We start from the raw sequence: 24,672 nt of genomic DNA on the forward strand, positions 1-24,672 counted from the left end.
ATACTCAGAGTTAAGTGACGATAGCCTAGGAGATACACCTGTTCCCATGCCGAACACAGAAGTTAAGCCCTAGTACGCCTGATGTAGTTGGGGGTTGCCCCCTGTTAGATACGGTAGTCGCTTAGCGTTTATCCGCCATAGCTCAGTTGGTAGTAGCGCATGACTGTTAATCATGATGTCGTAGGTTCGAGTCCTACTGGCGGAGTATAATTCTCATTACTAGACCTAGGTCTAGTTTTTTTTGTTTTACGAAAACCACTAGCTGTGCTAATGGTTTCGAAAAGCTTTTAGCGATGTATAAAAAAAGTCCCCCTAAAGTGTTATATTAGATAAGGTTTCCCGACCACTAACTAATATACAAAAGGAGGACCCCTGATGAGACAGGGTAATAATAGTTTAGCACATACTACATGGAATTGTAAGTATCATATTGTGTTCGTACCCAAATATCGACGTCAGATAATTTATGGGAAATACAAAGCCAGTATTGGTCAAATCTTACGATTATTATGCGAAAGAAAAGGTGTTGAAATTCATGAAGCAGAAGCTTGCCCAGATCATATTCACATGTTGGTGAGTATACCACCGAAACTAAGTATTTCCTCATTTATGGGATATTTAAAGGGCAAAAGTAGCTTAATGATATTTGATCGACACGCTAATTTAAAGTATAAATATGGGAATCGCAAATTTTGGTGTCGAGGGTTTTATGTTGATACGGTTGGACGAAATCAGAAGTGAATTGAAGAATATATTCGTAATCAATTACAAGAAGACGAGATAGCAGATCAGCTAAGTCTATTTGATGAGTATGATCCGTTTACAGGTGAGAAGAATAAAAGAAAGTAATCCGCTAGACGGGTCAGCTAGCAAAGGTGGTGCTGAAGGGAAACCATTCGGTAGGCCTTTAGGCCTCGGCCGGTAGCAGAGGCTTTCAGCCGAAGAGTAAGCCACCGGTTCTCACGGGTGGTTTTGACTGATCTGTTTATCAACTGTAGTGAGTGGCGAAAAGCTAACATCTAGAGAGGATATAGTGGTATAGGGTAATCTAGTTTTGTTTAAATCTGGATATGAGTGATAGTTTCAAAAACAAGGGAAACCTTAATATTTTACTCTTTATTTCCGATTAATTCTGTGGCACTCTTAATAAGTCTTATAGGTTCTTCCTAATGATAGTTTGGTCGCTTTTCATTATTGTTCTTATGGGACTTTTTGTGTATACTCAAAAAGCTCTATAATCTCTACAGTGGTTTTTACCCACTAAAGAAATTATAGAGTCTATCATTTTTATAGTGACATATATGTCTCTATTTTATTTCTTATGTATCTCTTATAATAGGTTTCGTAATTATTTTAATTGCAAATATTTTATCTATTTATAGGAGGTTTAATGGAACAAGAAGTTTTTGTTCACGCATATGAGGTTGTAAGGCCGATTGTACTTAAGGCTAGTAGACAATATTTCATCCAACTTTGGGACCAAGCTGATATGGAGCAGGAAGCAATGATGACACTTTATCAGCTTTTAAAAAAGTTTCCTGAGTTAGCGTCTGATGATGATAAACTTCGACGCTATTTCAAAACTAAGTTTAGGAATAGGTTGAATGATGAGGTTAGAAGACAGGAGTCTGTAAAACGACAAGCTAATAGACAATGTTATATCGAAATTTCAGATATTGCTTTTTGTCTTCCGAATAAAGAGTTAGATGCGGTAGATAGGCTTGTTTATGATGAGCAGCTTGATGCTTTCCGTAATCAGTTGTCTTCGGAAGATGCTACTAAGTTAGACCGTCTGCTAGCTGGAGAATGTTTTAGAGGTCGAAAAAAGATGATCAGGGAGTTAAAATTTTGGATGGTAGATTTTGATCCTTATAATGAAGATGATTAATTTTGAATATAGATTCTAGTCTAGTATTATTGAGTAAAGGCATAAAAAACACTTCGAAAGTAGATTTCTGTTATCTATCTTTTGAAGTGTTTTTAATGTAGTGTAAAGAATTTATTTTACTGCTATAGGGTTCCCAATGAATCTTGGAAGTTCAATGTTTTCTTTGATTAGAGCTTCTTGGTAAAGTTTTAAGAAATCAGCATAGATATGAGTTTGTTGTCCATTTTGTGTAAAAATATCAATACGAAATACTAGTTGTCCAGAAGGAGTTGTGCTTAATCCAATGATATTTGGAGCTCCACAGATTTGAGGATAGTTTTCAATGTTTTCTCGATTTACTTCTTGTATGATGCTTGTCACCTTATTGATATCGGTTGACGGATAGACTGGGATATCAATTTGAGCTCTCATATCTCCTCGAGATTTGTTAGATACAATTGTGATATTTCTGTTAGGTATAAAATGGAGGGTTCCATCAAATCCACGAATTTGAGTAGTTCGAATACCTACTGTTGAAACAAGGCCTGTAACGACTCCTACTTCAACTGCGTCACCGACTTCAAATTGGTTTTCTAACAATATGAAAAAACCATTAACGACATCAGATAGGAAGCCTTGAGCTCCTAGACCAAGAGCAACCCCAGCAAGTCCTGCCCCAGCAAGGAGACTAGATACTGGGACCCCAAGGATACTAAGAAGCCAGTAAACAAGGAAGAAGTATAGCACGTAGTTCATGCAATTGTGTAGTAATCGTTCAATGGTTTTTTGTCGAGCAGGTGTTTGAATTGTCCAAGCTAGAGAGCGTCCCACTGTATGTTTAAAAAGGAAGTTGATAATCTTCTTACTAAGAAGAAAGATGATGAGGAGAATAAGGAGTTTAATCCCTTTCGTAATGAGTACCATTAGGGTCTCTTCAAAATTAAATTGTTGGATGTATCTTTGTAAAATATTCATAGCTCTAGTTTATCAAAATTTTGAAAAAGTAGTAGTTTCTAACGATTTTCTTGTGATTAAATTGGATAAAAAAACTTTTAAAAGGCTTTGAAATATGGTAAACTAAACTGTATCTATAAAAAATTTTAAGGAGAATGACTACATGTCTGTATCATTTGAAAACACAGCCACTAACCGTGGTGTGGTGACATTCACTATCGGTCAAGATAAAATTCAACCAGCTTTGGATCAAGCATTTAACAAGGTTAAAAAGAATTTGAACGCTCCAGGCTTCCGTAAAGGACACATGCCTCGTGCCGTATTTAACCAAAAATTTGGTGAAGAAGCTCTTTACGACGATGCTTTGAATGCAATTCTTCCAGCAGCTTATGAAGCAGCGATTGCTGAACTTGGTCTTGATGTTGTTGCACAACCAAAAATTGATGTAAAATCAATTGAAAAAGGTCAAGATTGGACACTTACTGCAGAAGTTGTTACAAAACCTGAAGTAAAACTTGGTGCATATAAAGATCTTGAAGTTTCAGTTGAAGCTTCTAAAGAAGTTACTGATGAAGAAGTTGATGCTAAGCTTGAAAACGAACGCAAAAACTTGGCTGAATTGGTTGTTAAAGAAGGTGCAGCTGAAAATGGTGACACTGTTGTTATCGACTTTGTTGGTTCAGTAGACGGTGTTGAATTTGATGGTGGTAAAGGTGAAAACCACTCTCTTGAACTTGGTTCAGGTCAATTTATCCCAGGTTTCGAAGACCAATTGGTTGGAGCAAAAGCTGGTGATGAAGTAGAAGTTAAAGTAACTTTCCCAGAAGACTATCAAGCTGCTGACCTTGCAGGTAAAGCTGCTGTATTTGTTACTAAAGTTAACGAAGTTAAAGCTAAAGAAGTTCCAGCTCTTGATGATGAGTTGGCTAAAGATCTTGACGATGAAGTTGAAACTCTTGACGAGTTGAAAGCTAAATACCGTAAAGAACTTGAAGCAGCTAAAGAAATCGCATTTGATGACGCTGTTGAAGGTGCTGCACTTGATTTGGCTGTTGAAAACGCTGAAATCGTTGAATTGCCAGCAGAAATGGTTGAAGACGAAGTTCACCGTGCTATGAACGAATTCATGGGTAATATGCAACGTCAAGGTATCTCTCCTGAAATGTACTTCCAAATCACTGGTACAACTCAAGAAGATCTTCACAAACAATATGAAGCTGACGCTGACAAACGTGTGAAAACTAACCTTGTTATCGAAGCTGTTGCTGCTGCTGAAGGATTCGATGCTACAGAAGAAGAAATCCAAAAAGAAATCAATGATCTTGCAGCTGAGTACAACATGGAAGTATCACAAGTTTCTGCACTTCTTTCACCTGAAATGCTTAAACACGATATCACTATGAAGAAAGCTGTTGAAGTTATCACAAGCACAGCAAAAGTTAAATAATATGACTAAAATCAAGTTTCTGTTGAGACTTGATTTTTTCTTCTATAAATGCTTTGACTATTGACTCTTTTTAGCGTAAAATAAAAGGTAGCGAAAAATTGATTGCTGAGCTATTTCTGATAGAAACTAGCTTGAGTAAGAATGAAGGAGAACCACTTTGGAACTAGACGTATTTGCTGGACAAGAAAAAAGTGAATTATCAATGATTGAAGTGGCCCGTGCTATCTTAGAAACACGTGGTCGTGATAATGAAATGTATTTCAATGATTTGGTCAATGAAATTCAAAATTACTTAGAAAAATCGGATGCTGATATCCGCAATGCTTTGCCATTCTTTTATTCAGATTTGAATACGGATGGAAGTTTCATTCCACTAGGTGATAACAAATGGGGCTTGCGTTCATGGTATGCAATTGATGAAATAGATGAAGAGGTCATCACATTGGAAGATACTGATGAAAATGCACCAAAACGTAAGAACAAGAAAGTTAATGCCTTCATGGATGGTGATGAAGATGCCATCGATTATAATGACGATGATCCAGAAGACGAGAACTTTACACCTGATTCTGATAGTCTTGAATATGACGACGATAGCGAAGATGATGAGAAAGCCGAAGTGGAATCTTATGACTCTGAGTTGAATGAAATTATTCCAGATGATGATTTGGATGATGTTGAGTTGTCAGAAGAAGATGATGACGATGACTATGAGGATGAGTCAAACGACTAAGTTTTCATTGACAAATGGTCTTGGATAGTTTAGACTATTTATCGGGCACCTCTTTTGAAGAGGTCATGATTAAGGCTCCCAGAGTAAAACTCTTGGGGGTCATTTTTGTTTTTAGTCATTTACTGGACTTGTCTAAGGTGAGGTACTTTGTAGGGCTCCAATCAGGTACTAGGAAAGGACTATCGTGATTATCTGAGTGGGTAACCAATCTGCTATCTGCAGTTGTTTTGAATTATATTATAAGGAGTTAACATGACAAAATATATTTTCGTCACTGGTGGTGTGGTATCTTCAATTGGTAAAGGGATTGTAGCTGCAAGTCTTGGGCGTTTGCTTAAGAACCGTGGTCTTAAGGTTACGATTCAAAAATTTGATCCTTACATCAATATTGACCCAGGAACAATGAGCCCTTACCAACACGGTGAAGTTTATGTCACTGATGATGGTACTGAAACTGACCTTGACCTTGGTCACTACGAACGTTTTATTGATATCAATCTTAATAAATACTCTAACGTGACTACTGGTAAGATTTATAGCGAAGTTTTGCGTAAGGAACGTAAAGGAGAGTATCTTGGTGCGACTGTTCAGGTGATTCCGCATATCACAGATGCTTTGAAAGACAAGATTAAGCGCGCAGCGACAACAACTGATTCAGATGTCATTATCACTGAAGTTGGTGGTACGGTTGGTGATATTGAAAGTCTTCCATTCCTTGAAGCTCTTCGTCAAATGAAGGCTGATGTGGGCTCTGACAACGTTATGTATATCCACACAACGCTTCTTCCTTATTTGAAGGCTGCTGGTGAAATGAAGACAAAACCAACGCAACACTCTGTTAAGGAACTGCGTGGTTTGGGTATCCAACCAAATATGTTGGTTATTCGTACAGAACAACCTGCTGGTCAGGGAATCAAGAATAAATTAGCTCAGTTCTGTGATGTTGCACCTGAGGCTGTTATCGAATCACTCGACGTGGAACATATCTATCAAGTGCCACTTAATATGCAGGCTCAAGGTATGGATCAAATCGTTTGTGATCATTTGAAACTGGATGCTCCAGCTGCAGATATGACAGAGTGGTCTGCTATGGTTGATAAGGTGCTTAACCTTAAGAAAACAACTAAAATTGCTCTTGTTGGTAAGTATGTGGAGCTTCACGATGCTTACTTGTCAGTAGTTGAGGCACTTAAACACTCAGGTTTGGCAAATGATACTGCCATTGATATTGACTGGGTCAATGCTAATGATTTGACTGCTGAAAATGTTGCTTCTCGTTTGGCTGATGCTGATGGTATTATTGTTCCTGGTGGTTTCGGTCAACGTGGTACTGAAGGTAAGATTCAAGCTATTCGTTATGCACGTGAAAATGATGTGCCAATGTTGGGTGTCTGTCTCGGTATGCAATTAACATGTATTGAGTTTGCTCGCCATGTCCTTAACTTGGATGGCGCTAATTCAGCTGAGCTTGATCCAGACACAAAATATCCAATTATCGATATTATGCGTGATCAAATTGACATTGAAGATATGGGTGGTACTCTTCGTCTTGGTCTTTACCCATGTAAGTTGAGACCAGGTTCTAAGGCAGCTGCAGCTTATGGCAACCAAGAAGTTGTTCAACGTCGTCACCGTCACCGTTATGAATTTAACACTAAATTCCGTGAACAGTTTGAGGCTGAAGGCTTTGTATTCTCAGGTGTGTCACCAGATAATCGTTTGATGGAAGTTGTAGAACTCCCAGACAAGAAATTCTTTGTGGCAGCGCAATACCACCCAGAATATCATAGCCGTCCAAACCATGCTGAAGAACTTTACACTGCCTTTGTGACAGCAGCGGTTGAAAATGCTAAATAATTATCTAAGACAGAGTGGGATAGCCTACTCTGTTTTTTATTGGCTCCTTTTATGCTAAAATAAAGGGAATAATAAGAAAGAACGAGGAAAACAAATGGCTAAATTTGGCTTTTTGTCAGTATTAGAAGAAGAACTGGATAAGCACATGGACTATGATTTTGCGATGGACTGGGATAAAAAGAATCATGCTGTGGAAGTAACGTTTATCCTGGAAGCGCAAAACAGTAGTAATGTCGAGACTATTGATGATAAGGGTGAAGTGTCTGATGAAGATGTCATTTTTGAGGATTACGTGCTCTTTTACAATCCAGCAAAATCACGTTTTGATGAAGAGGACTACCTAGTGACAATTCCATATGAACCTAAGAAAGGTCTATCTCGTGAGTTTTTGTCCTATTTTGCGGAGACCTTGAATGAGGTGGCAACAGAAGGATTGAGTGACTTGATGGATTTTTTGTCTGATGATGGACCTGAGGAATTCGGTTTGGTTTGGGACAAAGAAGCTTTCGAAAAAGGGAAAGCTCAACTTGAAGAGAAGGAATTTTTTGCTTATCCAAGGTATTAAAGGGAGCGAAAAGGGATGGATGCTTATTTAAAAGATCAGTTCGATTTTACAGGTGTTAAGGCTGCCTTACTCGTAGAGCAAAGTATTTTGGTCATTCTCAGAGATAATAAGCCAGATATTCCTTGGCCAAATACATGGGAGTTGCCAGGTGGTGGAAGAGAAGGTCAAGAAACGCCTCTTGAATGTCTTCAACGTGAGGTCTGGGAGGAGCTGGGCTTGACTTTGAAAGAGGAATCGATTATTTGGTCGAAAATCTATCCTAGTATGTTGGATAAAGATAGGTCAGCTGTTTTTGTGGTTGGCCAAATTAGCCAAGAGCAGTATCGTGAGATTCGTTTTGGTGACGAGGGACAGGAATTTAAACTAATGCCTGTAGTGGATTTTATAAAAGCAGAGGGCGTCATTCCCCAGTTGCAGGAACGAGTACGTGATTATATGGAGAAGAAATGATGATAACACTTGAGAGAGTCAGAGCAGAAGATTTAGAAACGATTATTGCCATTCAAAGAGCCAGTTTTAAGGCAGTTTATGAGAAATACGAAGATGAGTATGATCCTTATCTGGAGGACCGTGAACGAATCAAATGGAAACTGGCAGAACGACCTAATAGCTATTACTACTTTGTAAAAGAAGATGAAGAGAAGATAGGCTTTTTACGAATTCAGACCAATGAAGAGTTAACGAAAGCTTGGTTGGGAACGGCAGCGATTTTGCCCCAGTATCAAGGAAAAGGGTATGGATCTGAAGGATTGCGCTTGCTAGAAGAGGAATTTTCAACCGTTAGACAATGGGATTTGTGTACGGTGTTACAGGATGAAGGCATGGTCGCCTTCTACGAGAAGAATGGCTACCATCAAACCCATATTGAGCCTGAAAAAGAAGGTATGGATATGGTCTACATGAAAAAAATGATAGAGAAATAGAAAGGAAGGTTCAGTTTTTCGACTGAATCTCTTAGATAGGTTGATATAATATATGGACAAATGGCAAGAATTAACGATTGAAGTTAATCGTGAGGTCGAAGAAGCGGCTTCTAATATTTTAATTGAGTCTGGGAGCCAGGGTGTGGCTATTGATGATAGTGCAGATTATTTGGAAAATGCGGACCGTTTTGGGGAACTTTATCCTGAGGTTGAGCAGGTTGAAACGGTTAAAATTACGGCTTATTATCCAGAGTCAGCAGATATCGAGGCCATTACTAAGCAGGTCAATGAGCGTTTGGCTGAGTTGACAGATTTTGGTCTTGAAACAGGAGATATTCACTTGGCTACTCAAGAATTGGTTGAAGAGGATTGGGCTGAGAATTGGAAAAAATACTATGAACCAGCACGAATTACCCATGATTTGACCATCGTACCGTCATGGACGGATTATGAAGCATCAGAGGGGGAAAAGATCATTAAGTTGGATCCTGGTATGGCCTTTGGGACAGGAACACATCCAACGACTAAGATGAGCCTCTTTGCCTTGGAGCAGGTGCTTCGTGGTGGTGAGACGGTGATTGATGTGGGGACTGGTTCAGGAGTCCTCTCGATTGCTAGCTCTCTGCTTGGTGCCAAGGAAATCTACGCTTATGACCTTGATGATGTGGCGGTTCGAGTGGCACAGGAAAACATTGATATGAATCCTGATATGGAAAATATCCACGTTGCTGCGGGAGATCTTTTGAAGGGTGTGACGCAAGAAGCTGATGTTATCGTGGCTAATATTTTGGCGGACATTCTCATTCATTTGACGGAAGATGCCTACCGTTTGGTTAAGGATGAAGGTTATTTGATTATGTCGGGCATTATCTCTGAAAAATGGGATATGGTGCGTGAATCGGCTGAGAAAGCAGGTTTCTTCCTAGAAACTCACATGGTTCAGGGGGAGTGGAATGCTTGTGTCTTCAAGAAGACAGATAATATTTCAGGTGTGATTGGAGGCTAAATGCAACAGTATTTTATAAAGGGGAAGATTGAAAATCCAGTAATCATCAAGGACAAGGATACTGTGAAGCATATGTTTAACGTTATGCGTTTAACAGAGGATGATCAGGTGGTTTTGGTTTTTGAAGATGGCATCAAGCGTCTTGCACGTGTGACTGACCGTGAGAATCACGTCTTTGAAGTGATTGAAGATTTAAATGAGAATGTCGAGATGCCTGTATCTGTAACTATTGCCTCCGGTTTTCCCAAGGGAGATAAGCTAGAGTTGGTGACACAAAAGGCAACGGAGCTTGGAGCACAAGCCATTTGGAGCTTTCCTGCTGATTGGTCGGTGGTTAAGTGGGATGGTAAGAAGCTTGCCAAGAAGGAAGATAAGCTTGCCAAAATTGCTCTAGGAGCTGCGGAACAATCAAAGCGTAATCGTGTTCCAGAAGTCAGATTGTTCGAGAAAAAAAGGCAATTTCTATCAGAATTAGATAATTTTGATAAGATTTTTATCGCCTATGAGGAAACAGCCAAAGCAGGCGAGTTGGCTATTCTAGCTCGTGAGTTGGCTCAGGTAGAGAGTGGTCAGAAAATTCTCTTTATCTTTGGGCCAGAAGGTGGTATTTCTTCGTCAGAGATTGATGCTTTTGAGGAAGCTGGTGGCGTTAAGGTTGGCCTTGGACCACGTATTATGCGGACGGAAACAGCTCCCCTCTATGCTTTGAGCAGTGTGAGTTATGCCTTGGAATTGAATAAGTAAGAGAAAGTTGGCCTTGTTCCAACTTTTTTTTGTATTTGACACTTTTAAGCTAAGATTGCATCGTGCCATTAGTTTTGTATGACAAATCGAGCATTTCTAAAAAAGTTGATAATCTTATTTAGGTTTAATATAATTGTATTATCTTTATAAAAGGGGAAGATTTTTAATGAAAACGAATCGTTATGTGACTCAATCTGCTGTGGTTTTGGGCCTTTTTGCTCTCTTGACTGTGCCACAAGTCCTAGGTCATGCTGATGAGGCAACTGCACCAGTACCAACTACTTCAACTGAAACTGTGACAGATAGTGGGACTGCTGCCGTATCTGGACAAGGAACTTCGGGAACAGCTGCTCAAGGAGGAACAGAAACTGTTTCTACTACAGCAACAGCAGTAGCGACAAATGCGTCTGCAGAGCCATCAGCTAATACCTCAACGGCCCAAACAAGTCAAGAGGCCAGTGCTGTTTTGACGAATGCCAATCAGGTGACACCAGCGGTGCCAGTACAGGCTGAAACTGTTACAGAGCCTGCTCATGAGGGGCAGACTGTTGATATGCAGATTTTGTCAACAACAGACCTTCATACCAACTTGGTTAACTATGATTATTATCAAGATAAGCCGTCTCAAACAGTTGGTTTGTCTAAAACTGCTGTCCTTATCAAAAAAGCCCGTGAAACCAATCCCAATACGGTCTTAGTGGACAGTGGGGATACGATTCAGGGAACTCCTTTTGGGACTTATAAGGCTTTGATTGATCCTGTTGCCCAAGGCGAGACTCACCCTATGTATAAGGCTTTTGAGATGCTGGGTTACGATGCCGAAACGCTTGGAAACCACGAGTTTAACTATGGTCTAGAATTTTTGGATCGTATGGTTAAGGCTGCTAAGATTAATATTATCAATGCTAATGTGCGTAATGCTCAGACAGGTGACTACTATTACAACCCTTATAAGATTGTTAACAAGACCTTTACTGATACAGACGGCAAACAGGTAACGCTAAAAATAGGTATTACTGGTGTCCTTCCAACACAGATTTTGGTTTGGGATAAGGCCAATCTTGAAGGTAAGGTAACTGTTGACGATCCAATGGAGGCTGTTAAGGCTATCGTTCCTAAGATGAAGGCTGCAGGAGCTGACTTTATCCTTGTTGCTGCTCACTCTGGTATTGGCGACAATGAATATACTAAGAACGAGGAAAATGAAGGTTACCAAATTGCTGGTATCGAAGGTGTTGATGCTGTTGCGACAGGGCATTCTCATGCGGATTTCCCAAATGGAGATGGTACAAGTTTTTATGCGAAATACCCTGGTGTAGATGATGTCAATGGTCTCATCAATGGGAAACCTGTGGTTATGGCTGGTAAATTCGGAGATCATCTAGGCATCATGGATGTCAAATTGACTTACACGGATGGTAAATGGAAAGTTGTTAACAGTAAGGCCAAGCTTGAAAAGATTGATACTAAGTCAGATGTTGCGGACAAGGACTTAATTAATATGGCTGCTCATGACCATAATGGAACAATCAACTATGTTCGTAAGGAAGTTGGTGAGACTACTGCACCAATTACTAGCTATTTTGCTCAGGTTCAGGACGATCCATCTATTCAAATCGTTAATAATGCACAACTATGGTATGCTAAAAAACAAGTAGCTGGAACAGCAGATGAGAATCTTCCACTCCTCTCAGCTGCAGCACCTTTCAAGGCAGGGACTCGTGGGGATGCGACCTACTATACCGATATTCCAGCTGGACCATTAGCCATTAAGAATGTCGCGGACCTCTACCTCTACGACAATGTTACTGCCCTACTCAAGGTGACTGGTGCACAAATAAAAGAATGGTTGGAAATGTCTGCAGGACAGTTCAATCAAATTGATCCTAATAGCAAAGAGCCACAACAACTCATTAATAGTAGCTATCGCTCATACAATTACGATGTGATTGATGGGTTGACTTATAAGTTTGATTTGACACAACCTAACAAATACGATCGTGAAGGTAAGTTGGTTAACCCAGATGCTAGTCGTGTTCGTGACTTGACTTATCAAGGTAAACCCATTGATTTGAATCAGACTTTCCTTGTCGTGACTAACAACTATCGTGCGACTGGTAACTTCCCTGGTGTTAAGGATGCTGCAGAAAAACGTCTCCTCAATCTTGAGAATCGTCAGGCAATCATTGATTATATCGTTAGTGAGAAAACGATTAACCCAACTGCTGATGGAAATTGGAGTTTCGTTCCTAATATTACGAATGCAGATATCCGTTTTGCCTCATCTGACAATGCACGTGCCCACCTTGCTGGTCAGGATGCCATTAGTTATGTAGGACCATCAACACAAGCAGGATTTGCAGAGTACCGCTTGGTTGTTAAGGAAAAGGCAAATCAAGTTGAGGATACGACTAAGAAAGAATCTGAGAAGTCACCAAAAGGTGTTGAGATGGCAGACCAAACTAAGCATGTGAAACCAAATGCTACTGCAGTTGCTAGCATGGCTAAACCTGCTTCAGCTATCCAATTGTCAAACGCTCAAGTCGTTATCTTACCTCAAGCTCAAGTGCAAGAAACTCAAGGTTCAAGTTCAGTTAAGGCCTTGCCAAACACTGGTTCAGACGAATCTATGTCAGCAACTTTAGCTGGAATGGTTCTTTTGACCTTGGCTGGATTCTTTGGAATCAAAAAGCAAGAGAAAAATTAAGCAAGATAAAAAGCCCTGATAGGGGCTTTTTTGCTGTAGTTTTAGCGTTGGTTAAAGTTCTTTTGTGCTTCTAGAATAATAGGTGCCAGACGCTCGATATCAGACTGTGTGCCACGAAGCTCAAAGTCTCCCAACATAGGGAAGCCAAAACGTTGACTGTATTGTTTGGCGGTTAGGCAGTACTGGTTATTGAAGTTATGGTTACCAGAACCGATGATACCAAAGCAACGTTTGTGGTTATCATGGGCTGCGATAAAATCTCCCAGTGGATTGGTTAGGATTTCGACATCTCCATTGTCCACGCCATTTCCACCTTCAAGGTAGGTTGGCAAGAGTGCAACAAAGGGTTCATCTACTTGGAAGGTTTCATGATTAAGCTCTTTAATATTGATTTGGCGACATTCAATCCCGTGGTTGAGGGATAGATAGTCAGACATACGTTTGACAAAGCTTTGGGTATTGCCGCTTAGACTAATATAAACGAGGGTAAGTTGAGACATAAGTGTCCTCTTTCTATCTATATCTTGTGTTTGTTCAATCATTCTAACACAAGATGTTGTGCTTTTCAAGTTGGCTCCTTGCAGTTAATAATTGCCTATCTAGCTCTTTTTCTTTACTTGTAAAAGTGATAAAATAAAGGTTATTAAAAGAAGCGAAGGAAGAAATCATGGCTAAAGATAAAAATGTAACAGGAGAAGAAATTTTAGACATTTGCTCGGCCTACATGTCAGCAGATGATTTGAAATTAGTTGAAAAAGCCTGGCATTATGCGACAGATGCTCATAGTGGGCAATCTCGTCAGTCAGGAGAACCTTATATTATTCACCCTATTCAAGTGGCAGGTATCCTGGCAGACCTTCATCTTGATGCCGTGACAGTAGCCTGTGGTTTCTTACACGATGTCGTTGAAGACACCGAAAAAACGCTCGATGATTTGGAAACGGATTTTGGTACGGATGTACGAAATATCGTAGACGGTGTTACTAAGCTTGGTAAGGTTGAGTACAAGTCCCACGAGGAGCAGTTGGCTGAAAACCACCGTAAGATGCTTATGGCCATGTCTAAGGATATCCGTGTTATCTTGGTTAAATTGGCCGATCGTTTACACAATATGCGTACCCTAAAGCATCTTCGCAAGGATAAGCAAGAGCGTATTTCTCGTGAAACCATGGAAATCTATGCTCCTTTGGCTCACCGTCTGGGTATCAGTCGTATCAAATGGGAATTGGAAGATATGTCCTTCCGTTACCTTAATGAGGTAGAATTTTATAAGATTTCCCACATGATGAAGGAAAAACGCCGCGAGCGTGAGGCACTTGTGGACGAGATTGTCGATAAAATTAAGACCTATACAGCTGAACAAGGACTTGTTGGTGATGTTTATGGTCGTCCAAAGCATATCTACTCTATTTATCGTAAGATGCGCGACAAGAAAAAGCGCTTCGATCAAATTTATGATTTGATTGCCATCCGTTGTGTCATGGAGACGCACAGTGATGTTTATGCCATGTTGGGATACATTCATGAGCTCTGGCGTCCGATGCCTGGCCGTTTCAAAGACTATATTGCCAATCCTAAATCCAATGGTTACCAGTCTATCCATACAACGGTTTATGGACCAAAAGGACCTATTGAAATCCAAATCCGTACCAAGGAAATGCACCAAGTTGCCGAATACGGGGTTGCGGCTCACTGGGCTTACAAGAAAGGGATCAAGGGCAAGGTAGATTCGAAAGAGTCCGCTTTGGGAATGAACTGGATTAAAGATCTTGTTGAACTTCAAGATGCCTCAAATGGTGATGCTATGGGATTTGTAGACTCTGTTAAAGAGGATATCTTCTCAGAGCGTATTTATGTCTTTACGCCAAATGGTGCTGTTCAGGAATTGCCTAAAGATTCAGGACCTATTGACTTTGCCTATGCTATCCATACCCAAGTTGGAGAGAAGGCTACAGGTGCTAAGGTTAATGGTCGTATGGTTCCCTTGACTGCCAAACTTAAGACAGGTGATGTGGTTGAGATTGTCACTAATGCCAATTCTTTTGGTCCTAGTCGTGACTGGATTAAGATGGTCAAGACAACTAAGGCCAGAAATAAAATTCGACAATTCTTTAAGAATCAGGATAAGGAAGCTTCTATCACCAAAGGTCGTGAGCTTTTGATTGCCTACTTCCAAGAGCATGGCTATATTGCCAATAAGTACCTAGACAAGAAACATATTGAGGAAATTCTCCCTCGTATGAGTGTGCGTAGTGAAGAAGCTCTCTATGCCGCTGTTGGCTTTGGCGAAATTAGTGCTGCTGCTGTTTTCAATCGTCTGACAGAAAAAGAACGCCGTGAGGAAGAGCGTGCTAAGGCAAAAGCTGAAGCTGAAGAGCTAATGAACGGTGGCGAGGTTAAGACTGAGAAGAAAGAAGTTCTTAAGGTTAAGAGTGAAAATGGCGTCATCATTCAAGGTGCTTCAGGCCTTCTCATGCGTATTGCTAAGTGCTGTAATCCAGTACCTGGAGATGAGATTGAAGGTTATATCACCAAGGGCCGTGGAATTGCTATTCACCGTTCAGATTGTAATAATATCAAGAGTCAAGAAGGTTATGAACAACGTTTAATCGAAGTAGAGTGGGATGAACGTAATGCCAATAAATCTTACTTAGCTGAGATTGACATCTATGGCCTTAACCGTTCTGGTCTGTTGAATGATGTTCTTCAAATCTTGTCAAATACAACTAAGAGCATCGCTACGGTCAATGCACAACCAACTAAGGACATGAAGTTTGCCAATATTCACGTTAGCTTTGAAATTGCAAACCTTATTGAATTGACTGGTCTAGTGGATAAGATTAAAATTATCCCTGACGTTTACAGTGTTAAACGTACGAATGGGTAAGGAGTTACTGCAATGAAGATTGTAATTCAGCGCGTGCAAAGTGCCTCTGTGGTTATTGAGGATTCTACGGTTGGTGCTATTAAACAGGGGCTCTTACTCTTGGTCGGAGTTGGTCCAGAGGACACCAAAGAGGACCTAGAGTATGCAGTTCGTAAGATTGTCAATATGCGCATTTTTTCAGATGAAGATGGTAAGATGAATCTTTCTGTTAAGGATATTGATGGCCAGATTTTGTCGATTTCTCAGTTTACGCTTTTTGCAGATACGAAAAAAGGGAATAGACCAGCGTTTACGGGAGCTGCAAAGCCTGACATGGCTAGCCAGCTCTATGACGACTTCAACCAATCCTTGTCAACACATGTTCCTGTAGAAAGAGGACGCTTTGGTGCAGATATGCAGGTTAGTCTGGTTAATGACGGCCCTGTGACCATTATTTTAGATACTAAAAATCGATAAACAAACTATTTCTCGCCTTGTGTGAGAGGTGGTTTTTTTTTAACTTTCATCGTATGGGCAAATTTAGGTGCTCGATTTTCATTATTTGGGATTTATTTTTGTTATTTTAAGTAGGCTGAATCAAGTGAATATTTAATGAAATTAGAAAATGTTGTTCTCAAATTTCTGAAAAAACCTGACCATTCATGATGAAAAAATTACCGTTTACGAGGATTGCCGTAAATTCCCTTGTCTTACAAAAAAGATTAAGTTAACATTAGTTTCATAAGAAACACCAAGCGATTTTTATGAAACTAAAAAATAACTCGAGTTTACAGCATGCAAATACAAATAGTGATAATTTGAAACGCCGAGGTGATTTAAACTTTTTTAGAGGGATAGAGAGATGTCAAAGAAAGTAGCGTCAACTAAATTATTATCAGGTTTGTTTGTAGCCGGCGGTGTCCTAGGGATGAATCAGGTTGCCAAGGCAGATAGCATGGTCAGTTCAGAAGCAACAAAACCAGTCATTACAACTGAAGCAGATAACTTGGTGGTGGTACCAACGGAGGCAGTTTCTCCAGTTGCGACAACAGAAGTAGGTCCATCATCTGCCACTGTTGCGACAGATACTGCAACAACAGCAACAGCTTCTACAATATTTTCACAAGCTGTGCCAGCAGAGAGTGCTAGCTCAGAAATGCTTGTAGCCAGTGAAGCACTAGCTCCTGAGTCAGCTGCTGTGGAAACCATCACATCATCATCTGATAATGCTACTGAAGTAGGACGCCATTCAACTGCTCAAGTGACACCAGTTACAGAAGTGACAGAGCAAAACTTAAATGGTGATGCTTACTTGACAGATCCAGAAACAACAAAAGCTACTTATAACAAGGCAGATGGTGATATTAACTATTCTGTTGTTGTGTCTAATCCAACAGCAGAAACTAAGACGATGACTGTCAACTTGACACTTCAACATGCTTCAGAGATCATCGGTCAAGATAACGTTGACCTCACGCTAGCGGCAGGAGCTTCAGCTAAGGTTTCAAACTTGACAGTAGCGTCAGAGTGGTTGACAAACAATACGGGTTACTTGGTGACAATCAGTGTCAACGATAAATCAGGCAATGTCTTGTCAAGCAAACGTGCTGGCTTGTCTGTTGAAGATGATTGGACAGTCTTCCCGCGTTACGGTATCGTAGCAGGTTCGCCAACTGATCAAAATAGTATTCTTGTTAAAAATCTTAAAGCCTACCGTAAAGAGCTTGAGCTCATGAAGTCTATGAATATCAACTCATATTTCTTCTATGATGCTTATAGTGAAGCTACAGATCCTTTCCCAGAGGGTGTTGATAGCTTTGTTCAAAAATGGAATACCTGGAGTCACACTCAGGTTGACACTAAGGCTGTTAAAGAATTGGTTGACCAAGTTCATAAGTCAGGTGCTGTTGCCATGCTTTATAACATGATTTCAGCAGATTCAAATCCAAAGAATATAGCCCTTCCACTTGCTGCTTTGGCTTATAACTTCTACGATAGCTTTGGTAAGAAGGGTGAGCCGATGACTTACACTATCGGTGATAACCCAACTCAAGTTTACTATGATCCGGCTAATCCAGATTGGCAAAAATACATTGCGGGTGTCATGAAATCAGCTATGGATCGTATGGGCTTTGATGGTTGGCAAGGTGATACAATTGGTGACAACCGTGTGACTGATTATGAGCACCGTAACAGCTCAGATGAGGCTGACTCACACATGATGTCTGATTCATATGCGTCATTTATTAATGCTATGAAAGACCTCATTGGTGAAAAGTACTACATCACAATCAATGATGTCAATGGTGGTAATGATGATAAATTAGCCAAGGCACGTCAAGATGTTGTTTATAATGAGCTCTGGACAAACGGTGGTTCAGTTATTCCAGGACGTATGCAGGTTGCCTATGGTGATTTGAAAGCACGTATCGATATGGTACGCAATAAAACTGGTAAATCACTTATCGTTGGTGCCTACATGGAAGAACCAGGTATTGATTATACTGTTCCTGGCGGAAAAGCAACTAACGGTGCTGGTAAAGCTGCCCTTGCTGGTAAGCCATTGCAAGCTGACGCGACTCTTCTCGTAGATGCGACAGTAGCTGCAGCCGGTGGTTATCACATGTCCATTGCAGCCCTTGCCAATGCTAATGCAGCCCTTAACGTTCTTCAAAGTGCCTATTACCCAACGCAGTACCTCAGTGTGGCTAAGGACACTATTCGTAAGCTTTACAATTACCAACAGTTTATCACTGCTTATGAAAATCTTCTTCGTGGTGAGGGGGTGACTAATAGCACTCAGGCTGTATCTACCAAGAATGCTGCTGGTGAAATCCTTTCTAAGGATGCTCTAGGTGTGACAGGAGATCAAGTTTGGACATTTGCTAAATCAGGAAAAGGTTTCTCAACTGTTCAAATGATTAACATGATGGGCATCAATGCGGGCTGGCATAATGAAGAGGGTTATGCGGATAATAAAACACCGGACGCTCAAGAAAATCTCACAGTTCGTCTTAGTCTAGCAGGTAAAACAGCCCAAGAAGCAGCTAAAATTGTTGATCAAGTCTATGTGACGTCACCAGATGATTGGGCAACTTCAAGCATGAAGAAGGCACAAGCAAGTCTTGAAACAGATGAAAATGGTCAACCAGTACTTGTCATTTCCGTTCCTAAACTAACGCTTTGGAACATGCTCTATATCAAGGAAGACACAACAGCAACACCGGTAGAACCAGTTATCTTGAAACCAGTTACTAACCAAGCTGGTAAGAAAGCAGACAATACCGTAACATCTGAAGCAAGCTCAGAAACAGCTAAATCCGAAAATACAACAGTAAACAAAGGTTCAGAGGCTCCAACTGATACGAAACCATCTGTTGAAGCTCCTAAACTAGATGAAATAACTAAACCAGCACCAACAGTTGACGAGTTAGTAAACTCAGCAGCTGTTCCAGTGGCAATAGCTGTATCAGAGACCGCACATGATAAGAAAGATGACAAGTCAGCGTCTAATACGGATCAAGGTACAGTAGCGTCAGATTCAATCACTACACCAGCTTCAGAGGCAGCAAGCACAGCTGACTCAACAGCCTCATCAGAAGTATCAGAAAGCACAACAGTGTCATCGAAGGTCTCAGAAACTGAGATTATTTCAGAAGCATCAACTTCAGAGACAGAAATTCCAACGACGACAGCAATTTCAGAATCACATGCAGTAGTTGAACCAGTGGCTTCTTTGACAGAATCAGAGAGTCAGGCAAGTACTAGTCTTGTTTCAGAAACTTCAAGCACAATTGTCTCAGTTGCTCCGTCAGAAGTATCAGAAAGTCAAGTGAGCATTTCAGAAGTGACTTCGGCGGTTTCAGAAACAGTGAGCACATCTGAGGAAGTCATCCTTGATGGATTATCAGAAAACATCAATAGTTGGAATAGACTCTCTGCAGCTCCTCGCGTCTCAGAAAACTTACCAAGTACTTCTGAAACAATTACAGAAGCAGCGTCACTCTTTAGCAATTATGCAAGATATTCAGAAACAGCAAGCTCAGAATCTCACTCTGTGGTAGCAGCTTCTTCAGAAGCTTCAATTGAAAAATTAGCAGTATCAATCTTGAAAGATACTGAGGGTGGCTTGTACGATGCAACTACAATCAGAAATATTGTTGAGATGATTGATAGCATTACAACAAATGTTAGCTATACTCGCAGTAGCCGTCAAGACCTTATCAATACAGCTTCGTCAGATAATACTTACAGTGGTAGTCAAGATCTTAACCTTGCAAGTAAGACAACGACGCAAGCAGGTGAAAAAGGAACAACTGAAGATCTTAAGGCTACAATTGCTAAAACAGCAAAATCTCACAAGTGGGGAGAACATGCTGTAGCTATCCTTACAGCTATTGTCCTTGCAGGTGCGGCAACCCTTGCAGCTCTTCGTAACTTCTTGATGTCAAAAAAAGTTGATAAATAATAAGTAGAACTCTTTGTGTAAACAAGGAGTTTTCTTTATACTGGCTGCTATTTTTTCTGAAAATTGTGATACAATAGAAATAGTTTGAATATTGTGTCAAAGGAGAGCCAATGATTACTGCAAATGATATCGTAAAGGCTAATGAAGTCTTAAAAAACGTGGTGGAACGCACACCACTAGATTTTGATCGCTACTTATCTGAAAAATACGGGGCGACCATTTATATTAAAAAAGAAAATATGCAAAAGGTGCGCTCTTTCAAATTGCGAGGAGCCTACTATGCTATTCATCAATTGAGTGATGAGGATAAGGCGCGTGGTGTGGTTTGTGCATCAGCCGGCAACCATGCTCAAGGGGTTGCCTATACTTGTAACGAGATGAGGATTCCGGCAACCATCTTTATGCCAGTAACAACGCCTCTCCAAAAAATTGGTCAAGTCCGTTTCTTTGGTGGCAAGTTTGTAACAATCAAATTGGTGGGAGATACCTTTGATGCTTCTGCTCAAGCAGCACAGGAATATACCAAGTCTGAAGGCATGACTTTCATTGATCCATTCGACGATTATAATGTCCAAGCGGGTCAAGGAACAGTTGCTTATGAAATTTATGAGCAGGCTCAAGAGGAGGGTGTTTCCTTCGATAGTATCTTGGTTCCAGTAGGTGGCGGAGGCCTTATCTCTGGTGTGGCTACTTATATCAAGGATGTGGCACCATCTATGGAAGTTATTGGTGTTGAGGCTAGTGGTGCTCGTAGTATGCGTGCTGCCTTTGACCGTGGTTATCCTATAAAACTCGAAGAAATTGATAAGTTTGCGGATGGGATTGCTGTTCAAAAGGTAGGTGTCAAGACCTATGAAGTTGCACGTAAATATGTTGACCGTCTCTTGGGAGTTGATGAAGGCTTGATTTCAGAAACCCTAATTGATATGTACTCTAAGGTTGGTACCATTGCAGAACCTGCAGGTGCAGCATCAGTAGCAGCTTTGGAAGTGATTAAAGATGAGATTAAAGGAAAAACCATCGTCTGCATCATTTCAGGTGGTAACAATGATATCAACCGTATGCCAGAGATGGAAGAACGTGCGCTTATCTACGATGGCATCAAGCATTACTTTGTGGTTAACTTCCCACAACGTCCTGGTGCCCTTCGTGAATTTGTAAATGATATCTTGGGACCAAATGATGATATCACTCGTTTTGAGTACATCAAACGTGCTAATAAAGGAAAAGGTCCAGTTCTCATTGGTATCGCTCTTAGTGATAAGGACGATTATGATGGACTTCTCGAGCGTCTTTCAGCCTTTGACCCAAGTTATATCAACCTTCACGGTAACGAAACACTTTACAATATGCTTGTCTGAGGACAGGTTTACATAATGAAAAAAGAACTGACAAAGTCGGTTCTTTTCTACTTTAACTCAGCTATACGGAGGCACTAAGGCCTTATCTTCAAATTAAAACCTCAGTATTGCTACTGAGGCTTTCTTCATTCGATAATCAAGAGTCCATCTTTAATGGCGAATGGATTGTCTTTATTGATGCGGTCGTAGAACATGATACCGTTAGTATGGTCGATTTCATGTTGAACAACAATTGAGTTGTACCCACGGAGCTTAACACGTTGCTTTTCGCCCTCTTTGTTGTAGTATTCAACAGTTACTCGAGCATGACGAACCACATAACCAGGAACGTCGCGGTCGACTGAGAGGCATCCTTCTCCATCACCCAAAGCAGCATCCTGAACAGAATGGGCAACTACTTTAGGGTTGTACATGATTTCTTGAAGGCTATATGCTTCTTGTGGTGGATTACCTTCAGCGTCTTCAGGGTTTGGAACGAGAACCGCGATAATGCGTTTTGAAATATCCAATTGTGGGGCTGCAAGACCGACTCCCCCACGAAGCCCCATCTTTTCAGCAATAACAGGATCTTGTGAATTACGAAGAAACTGCATCATTTTTTCACCTAGGATAATGTCTTCGTCTGATAGTGGGAAGGTTACATCTTCAGCGACAGCACGCAAGGTTGGGTTTCCTTCGCGAATGATATCATTCATATCAATCATATGGCTGGCGCGGATAATTTTGGTTTGAGCGTCCATTTGTTTACCTCTATTTTCTTTGATTTACTTGTTTATAACTATAGCACAAAAGGGTTGAAAATTAAACCATCAAGGGTTAAAGTGAGGCTTTTTCTAATCGATAAAAGCCAGTTTTTCCAAGGTTTGTCGTTGTAAAATACGATAGGTCTTAAAAGCTTCTTTTTCAATAATTCCTTGATCGATAAATTGTTTGATGACTCGTTGCACATGGCGATAGCTAGTCCCAAAACTGGCAGCTAGGATAGATGGTGATAGTTGAAAAATACCTTCTTCCTCAATACTCAACATATGAGTAGCCAGACGCTCTTTGACAGAGTAGCTTGCATTTGTTGAGGCAGTAATACCCTGTTTATGCAGTGCCATGGCTAGGTTATGCCCAATTTGATAGAGAAAAACGGGATCTTTGAGGAGCTCTTCTTTATTATTTAAAGGGAGCTGAACTGCTTGAACCTCTTCTAAAGCAATGACTGATGACCCTGCTGGTTGATTGGTCATGAGTTCTACATCTCCAAATATTTGTGGTTGGTTAAGCATTTCTAGGATATGTTCTTTACCATTGAAGAGAGAACGCACAATTTTTACCTTTCCTGACAAAATGTAGGTTAGCTCTGTGATAGCTTTTCCTTGGGTACAAATATAATCATTCTTTTGAAAGGTGACTTTCTGTAATTGGTCGAGGTAGGGGGGTGGAAAGACCTGGTCAAGTTGAGGTCTTATGTCATGATTACGCATACATCTCCTTTTTTAGGACCTAGGTCCTATTTTTTAAAGTCTCCTTAGATTATAATGAAAAAATAACTATCAGACAAGTAAGGAAAGGATGTTCTAATCCCTATATTATGACACGAATTTTAGAAAAAATGAGCCTACTTGGGCTATCCTTGCTCTTGATTTCGGCCTTTTCGATTTCAACAGCGCTACCACCTATGTTGGACTACTATAGCCCAACCTTTTCTGCCGCGCAAGTGGAGCTTTTAGTATCTGTCCCTTCATTTTCCGTAGTAGCGATGCTCTTACTTAATTCATTTATTGACAAATGGCTAAGTGATAGACAGCTAATTGTGACTGGATTGCTTTTACTTAGTAGTGCTGGGATTTTTCCTTTTTTTGTACAAGCCTATCCTCTTGTCTTACTGTCACGTATTGCTTTTGGGATGGGGATTGGCCTTATCAATGCTAAGGCGATTGCCATCATCAGTCAACGTTTTCAAGGTAAAGAACGGGTTCAGATGTTAGGTATTCGTGGCTCCATGGAGTTGATTGGTGGAGCTTCGTGTTCTCTTTTGGTTGGTCAACTATTGAAAATCCATTGGACCTTTGCCTTTCTTATTTATGGTCTTGGTTTTGTGACTCTGACCATGTACCTCCTTTTTGTGCCAACGATGGATCAGGTGGAGAGGAAGCAGATTACAAAAAGTAAACAAGGTCTAAACAAAAAAGACCTTAGTATGATCCTTGGCATGGCCCTTTTAGCAGGATTTGTCATCTGTATTAATTCTTCGATTAGTTTGCGCGTGCCTCTATTTCAGGTTGCTGGTAAGACCATTGCGAGTGGGCAATCAGCTTTAGTACTTAGTTTAGAGCAGGGAATTGGAATTGTAGCTGGACTAAGTTTCGCTTCTCTTATAGGATATTTTAAGAATCATCTTTTGCATATAGTGATGTTTTTATTGGCGGTTTGTCTCTTTGGGATGTCAGTGGCTAGTAACTTACCGATTTTGATTTTATCCTCAGTTGGTGTTGGTTTCTTCTATAGTACTGTTTTGACAATTATCTTTAACCGACTTTCTGAGCGTATTGCTAGAAATCTGTTGAACAAAGCGACAGCCTATGTCCTCTTGGGGTGTAACCTAGGGTCTGCCCTCTCTCCTTATGTTTTGAAATTATTGGCACTTGTATCTCCAAGTTTTAGTTGGATTTTCCTAGCCTATGCTATAGTAAGTTTCCTACTTTTCCTTGGGTTTTTGATGAAATCAAGAATGACAAAAAAAGTCTAAGATGTAGAAATCTAAACAGCGAATCTTGTGATTGACAAAGATTAGTAGATAAGCTAAAATAGAGAGGTCGTAAAGACAAACCAACTCTTTCTTGGTTTTAGGAGAGCCAATCCTAAGACTCGGATGGAGCAAAAAAAGGAGAAAAAACATGGCAATCTCAAAAGAGAAAAAAAATGAAATCATTGCTCAATACGCACGTCACGAAGGTGACACTGGTTCAGTAGAGGTTCAAGTTGCTGTCCTTACTTGGGAAATCAACCACCTTAACGACCACATTAAACAACACAAAAAAGACCACGCTACTTACCGTGGTTTGATGAAAAAAATTGGTCACCGTCGTAACTTGTTGGCATACCTTCGCCGTACAGACGTTAACCGTTACCGTGAGTTGATCAGCTCACTCGGACTTCGTCGTTAATTCAAGATACAAGTGCTTA

The 24,672-nt window shown here is 40.4% G+C and carries 20 protein-coding genes, 1 tRNA gene, 1 rRNA gene and 1 pseudogene; 19 read left to right on the forward strand and 4 right to left on the reverse strand.

What is annotated here, in order from left to right; all coding sequences use genetic code 11:
* The first annotated feature begins 10 nt into the window (after window positions 1–10).
* The 4 genes and pseudogenes from rrf (at window position 11) to ACYVQ1_RS07435 (ending at window position 1,888) form a co-directional block, all read left to right on the forward strand.
* Window positions 11–126, forward strand: a 5S ribosomal RNA gene (rrf, locus tag ACYVQ1_RS07420).
* 5 nt (window positions 127–131) lie between these two features.
* Window positions 132–205: transfer RNA gene (locus ACYVQ1_RS07425), tRNA-Asn, on the forward strand.
* 170 nt (window positions 206–375) lie between these two features.
* Window positions 376–849: pseudogene (gene tnpA / locus ACYVQ1_RS07430) on the forward strand (IS200/IS605 family transposase).
* Between the two features lie 541 nt (window positions 850–1,390).
* Window positions 1,391–1,888, forward strand: a complete 498-nt coding sequence (locus ACYVQ1_RS07435) for a sigma-70 RNA polymerase sigma factor region 4 domain-containing protein (protein WP_417164558.1) — start codon at window positions 1,391–1,393, stop codon at window positions 1,886–1,888.
* 111 nt (window positions 1,889–1,999) lie between these two features.
* Here the strand turns inward: ACYVQ1_RS07435 and ACYVQ1_RS07440 are convergent, their stop codons facing one another.
* Complete coding sequence (locus ACYVQ1_RS07440) at window positions 2,000–2,842, reverse strand: mechanosensitive ion channel family protein (protein WP_461250304.1); 843 nt, start codon at window positions 2,840–2,842, stop codon at window positions 2,000–2,002.
* 142 nt (window positions 2,843–2,984) lie between these two features.
* On the opposite strand from ACYVQ1_RS07440, the gene tig reads away from it, so the two are divergent.
* From tig to ACYVQ1_RS07485, 9 genes are all read left to right on the forward strand, one after another.
* Window positions 2,985–4,268, forward strand: a complete 1,284-nt coding sequence (tig, locus tag ACYVQ1_RS07445) for a trigger factor (protein ID WP_002889721.1) — start codon at window positions 2,985–2,987, stop codon at window positions 4,266–4,268.
* Window positions 4,269–4,425: 157 nt separating this feature from the next.
* On the forward strand, window positions 4,426–5,001 hold the full coding sequence (gene rpoE / locus ACYVQ1_RS07450; protein WP_002885605.1) for a DNA-directed RNA polymerase subunit delta: 576 nt from the start codon (window positions 4,426–4,428) through the stop codon (window positions 4,999–5,001).
* Window positions 5,002–5,253: 252 nt separating this feature from the next.
* Window positions 5,254–6,858, forward strand: a complete 1,605-nt coding sequence (locus ACYVQ1_RS07455) for a CTP synthase (protein WP_461250305.1) — start codon at window positions 5,254–5,256, stop codon at window positions 6,856–6,858.
* Between the two features lie 94 nt (window positions 6,859–6,952).
* Complete coding sequence (locus tag ACYVQ1_RS07460; protein ID WP_461250306.1) at window positions 6,953–7,423, forward strand: DUF3013 family protein; 471 nt, start codon at window positions 6,953–6,955, stop codon at window positions 7,421–7,423.
* Between the two features lie 15 nt (window positions 7,424–7,438).
* Window positions 7,439–7,873 (forward strand): NUDIX hydrolase, encoded by a 435-nt coding sequence (locus ACYVQ1_RS07465; protein WP_461250307.1) that lies wholly within the window; start codon window positions 7,439–7,441, stop codon window positions 7,871–7,873.
* Window positions 7,873–8,346, forward strand: a complete 474-nt coding sequence (locus ACYVQ1_RS07470) for a GNAT family N-acetyltransferase (RefSeq protein WP_461250386.1) — start codon at window positions 7,873–7,875, stop codon at window positions 8,344–8,346. Before ACYVQ1_RS07465 ends, ACYVQ1_RS07470 begins: the two co-directional genes overlap by 1 nt.
* 52 nt (window positions 8,347–8,398) lie before the next feature.
* Window positions 8,399–9,352 carry a 50S ribosomal protein L11 methyltransferase gene (prmA, locus tag ACYVQ1_RS07475; protein WP_461250308.1) on the forward strand — a complete coding sequence of 318 codons (954 nt, stop codon included), beginning with the start codon at window positions 8,399–8,401 and terminating at the stop codon, window positions 9,350–9,352.
* Window positions 9,353–10,096 carry a 16S rRNA (uracil(1498)-N(3))-methyltransferase gene (locus tag ACYVQ1_RS07480; RefSeq protein WP_461250309.1) on the forward strand — a complete coding sequence of 248 codons (744 nt, stop codon included), beginning with the start codon at window positions 9,353–9,355 and terminating at the stop codon, window positions 10,094–10,096. It abuts the gene before it with no gap.
* A 166-nt stretch (window positions 10,097–10,262) separates the two neighbouring features.
* The gene (locus ACYVQ1_RS07485) at window positions 10,263–12,803 is read left to right on the forward strand and encodes a bifunctional 2',3'-cyclic-nucleotide 2'-phosphodiesterase/3'-nucleotidase (RefSeq protein WP_461250310.1); all 2,541 of its coding nucleotides are present in this window, start codon (window positions 10,263–10,265) and stop codon (window positions 12,801–12,803) included.
* Window positions 12,804–12,844: 41 nt separating this feature from the next.
* On the opposite strand, the gene nrdI is transcribed toward ACYVQ1_RS07485, so the two are convergent.
* A complete protein-coding gene (gene nrdI, locus ACYVQ1_RS07490; protein ID WP_461250311.1) occupies window positions 12,845–13,303 on the reverse strand; it encodes a class Ib ribonucleoside-diphosphate reductase assembly flavoprotein NrdI in 459 nt (152 codons plus the stop codon).
* Window positions 13,304–13,470: 167 nt separating this feature from the next.
* Between nrdI and ACYVQ1_RS07495 the strand changes: the two genes are divergently transcribed.
* From ACYVQ1_RS07495 to ilvA, 4 genes are all read left to right on the forward strand, one after another.
* Window positions 13,471–15,690 (forward strand): RelA/SpoT family protein, encoded by a 2,220-nt coding sequence (locus tag ACYVQ1_RS07495; RefSeq protein WP_145517016.1) that lies wholly within the window; start codon window positions 13,471–13,473, stop codon window positions 15,688–15,690.
* A 12-nt stretch (window positions 15,691–15,702) separates the two neighbouring features.
* Window positions 15,703–16,146: a D-aminoacyl-tRNA deacylase gene (dtd, locus tag ACYVQ1_RS07500; RefSeq protein WP_339157044.1), complete on the forward strand. Its 444-nt coding sequence runs from the start codon at window positions 15,703–15,705 to the stop codon at window positions 16,144–16,146.
* 385 nt (window positions 16,147–16,531) lie between these two features.
* Entirely contained in the window at window positions 16,532–20,137 is a 3,606-nt protein-coding gene (locus ACYVQ1_RS07505) for a glycoside hydrolase family 66 protein (protein WP_461250312.1), read from the forward strand.
* Window positions 20,138–20,247: 110 nt separating this feature from the next.
* Window positions 20,248–21,498: a threonine ammonia-lyase IlvA gene (ilvA, locus tag ACYVQ1_RS07510; RefSeq protein ID WP_002889741.1), complete on the forward strand. Its 1,251-nt coding sequence runs from the start codon at window positions 20,248–20,250 to the stop codon at window positions 21,496–21,498.
* Window positions 21,499–21,623: 125 nt separating this feature from the next.
* Here ilvA and def read toward each other — a convergent pair whose 3' ends face one another.
* Both def and ACYVQ1_RS07520 read right to left on the reverse strand, forming a co-directional pair.
* On the reverse strand, window positions 21,624–22,238 hold the full coding sequence (gene def / locus ACYVQ1_RS07515) for a peptide deformylase (protein WP_073685748.1): 615 nt from the start codon (window positions 22,236–22,238) through the stop codon (window positions 21,624–21,626).
* 93 nt (window positions 22,239–22,331) lie between these two features.
* Window positions 22,332–22,970, reverse strand: a complete 639-nt coding sequence (locus tag ACYVQ1_RS07520) for a Crp/Fnr family transcriptional regulator (RefSeq protein ID WP_461250313.1) — start codon at window positions 22,968–22,970, stop codon at window positions 22,332–22,334.
* Between the two features lie 107 nt (window positions 22,971–23,077).
* Here ACYVQ1_RS07520 and ACYVQ1_RS07525 point away from each other — a divergent pair, with 107 nt between their 5' ends.
* Both ACYVQ1_RS07525 and rpsO read left to right on the forward strand, forming a co-directional pair.
* Window positions 23,078–24,235 carry an MFS transporter gene (locus tag ACYVQ1_RS07525; RefSeq protein WP_347100235.1) on the forward strand — a complete coding sequence of 386 codons (1,158 nt, stop codon included), beginning with the start codon at window positions 23,078–23,080 and terminating at the stop codon, window positions 24,233–24,235.
* Between the two features lie 148 nt (window positions 24,236–24,383).
* Window positions 24,384–24,653 carry a 30S ribosomal protein S15 gene (rpsO, locus tag ACYVQ1_RS07530; protein WP_008535715.1) on the forward strand — a complete coding sequence of 90 codons (270 nt, stop codon included), beginning with the start codon at window positions 24,384–24,386 and terminating at the stop codon, window positions 24,651–24,653.
* Window positions 24,654–24,672: the final 19 nt, after the last annotated feature.

It is taken from the genome of Streptococcus parasalivarius (genome assembly GCF_054785155.1).

Coding starts and splice junctions, on each gene's coding strand:
- ACYVQ1_RS07435 (WP_417164558.1), top strand. CDS start 1,391: ATGGAACAAGAAGTTTTTGTTCACGCATATGAGGTTGTAAGGCCGATT.
- ACYVQ1_RS07440 (WP_461250304.1), bottom strand. CDS start 2,842: ATGAATATTTTACAAAGATACATCCAACAATTTAATTTTGAAGAGACC.
- nrdI (WP_461250311.1), bottom strand. CDS start 13,303: ATGTCTCAACTTACCCTCGTTTATATTAGTCTAAGCGGCAATACCCAA.
- ACYVQ1_RS07455 (WP_461250305.1), top strand. CDS start 5,254: ATGACAAAATATATTTTCGTCACTGGTGGTGTGGTATCTTCAATTGGT.
- ACYVQ1_RS07525 (WP_347100235.1), top strand. CDS start 23,078: ATGACACGAATTTTAGAAAAAATGAGCCTACTTGGGCTATCCTTGCTC.
- tig (WP_002889721.1), top strand. CDS start 2,985: ATGTCTGTATCATTTGAAAACACAGCCACTAACCGTGGTGTGGTGACA.
- ACYVQ1_RS07470 (WP_461250386.1), top strand. CDS start 7,873: ATGATAACACTTGAGAGAGTCAGAGCAGAAGATTTAGAAACGATTATT.
- ACYVQ1_RS07520 (WP_461250313.1), bottom strand. CDS start 22,970: ATGCGTAATCATGACATAAGACCTCAACTTGACCAGGTCTTTCCACCC.
- prmA (WP_461250308.1), top strand. CDS start 8,399: ATGGACAAATGGCAAGAATTAACGATTGAAGTTAATCGTGAGGTCGAA.
- def (WP_073685748.1), bottom strand. CDS start 22,238: ATGGACGCTCAAACCAAAATTATCCGCGCCAGCCATATGATTGATATG.
- ilvA (WP_002889741.1), top strand. CDS start 20,248: ATGATTACTGCAAATGATATCGTAAAGGCTAATGAAGTCTTAAAAAAC.
- dtd (WP_339157044.1), top strand. CDS start 15,703: ATGAAGATTGTAATTCAGCGCGTGCAAAGTGCCTCTGTGGTTATTGAG.
- rpsO (WP_008535715.1), top strand. CDS start 24,384: ATGGCAATCTCAAAAGAGAAAAAAAATGAAATCATTGCTCAATACGCA.
- ACYVQ1_RS07480 (WP_461250309.1), top strand. CDS start 9,353: ATGCAACAGTATTTTATAAAGGGGAAGATTGAAAATCCAGTAATCATC.
- ACYVQ1_RS07465 (WP_461250307.1), top strand. CDS start 7,439: ATGGATGCTTATTTAAAAGATCAGTTCGATTTTACAGGTGTTAAGGCT.
- ACYVQ1_RS07485 (WP_461250310.1), top strand. CDS start 10,263: ATGAAAACGAATCGTTATGTGACTCAATCTGCTGTGGTTTTGGGCCTT.
- ACYVQ1_RS07505 (WP_461250312.1), top strand. CDS start 16,532: ATGTCAAAGAAAGTAGCGTCAACTAAATTATTATCAGGTTTGTTTGTA.
- ACYVQ1_RS07495 (WP_145517016.1), top strand. CDS start 13,471: ATGGCTAAAGATAAAAATGTAACAGGAGAAGAAATTTTAGACATTTGC.
- ACYVQ1_RS07460 (WP_461250306.1), top strand. CDS start 6,953: ATGGCTAAATTTGGCTTTTTGTCAGTATTAGAAGAAGAACTGGATAAG.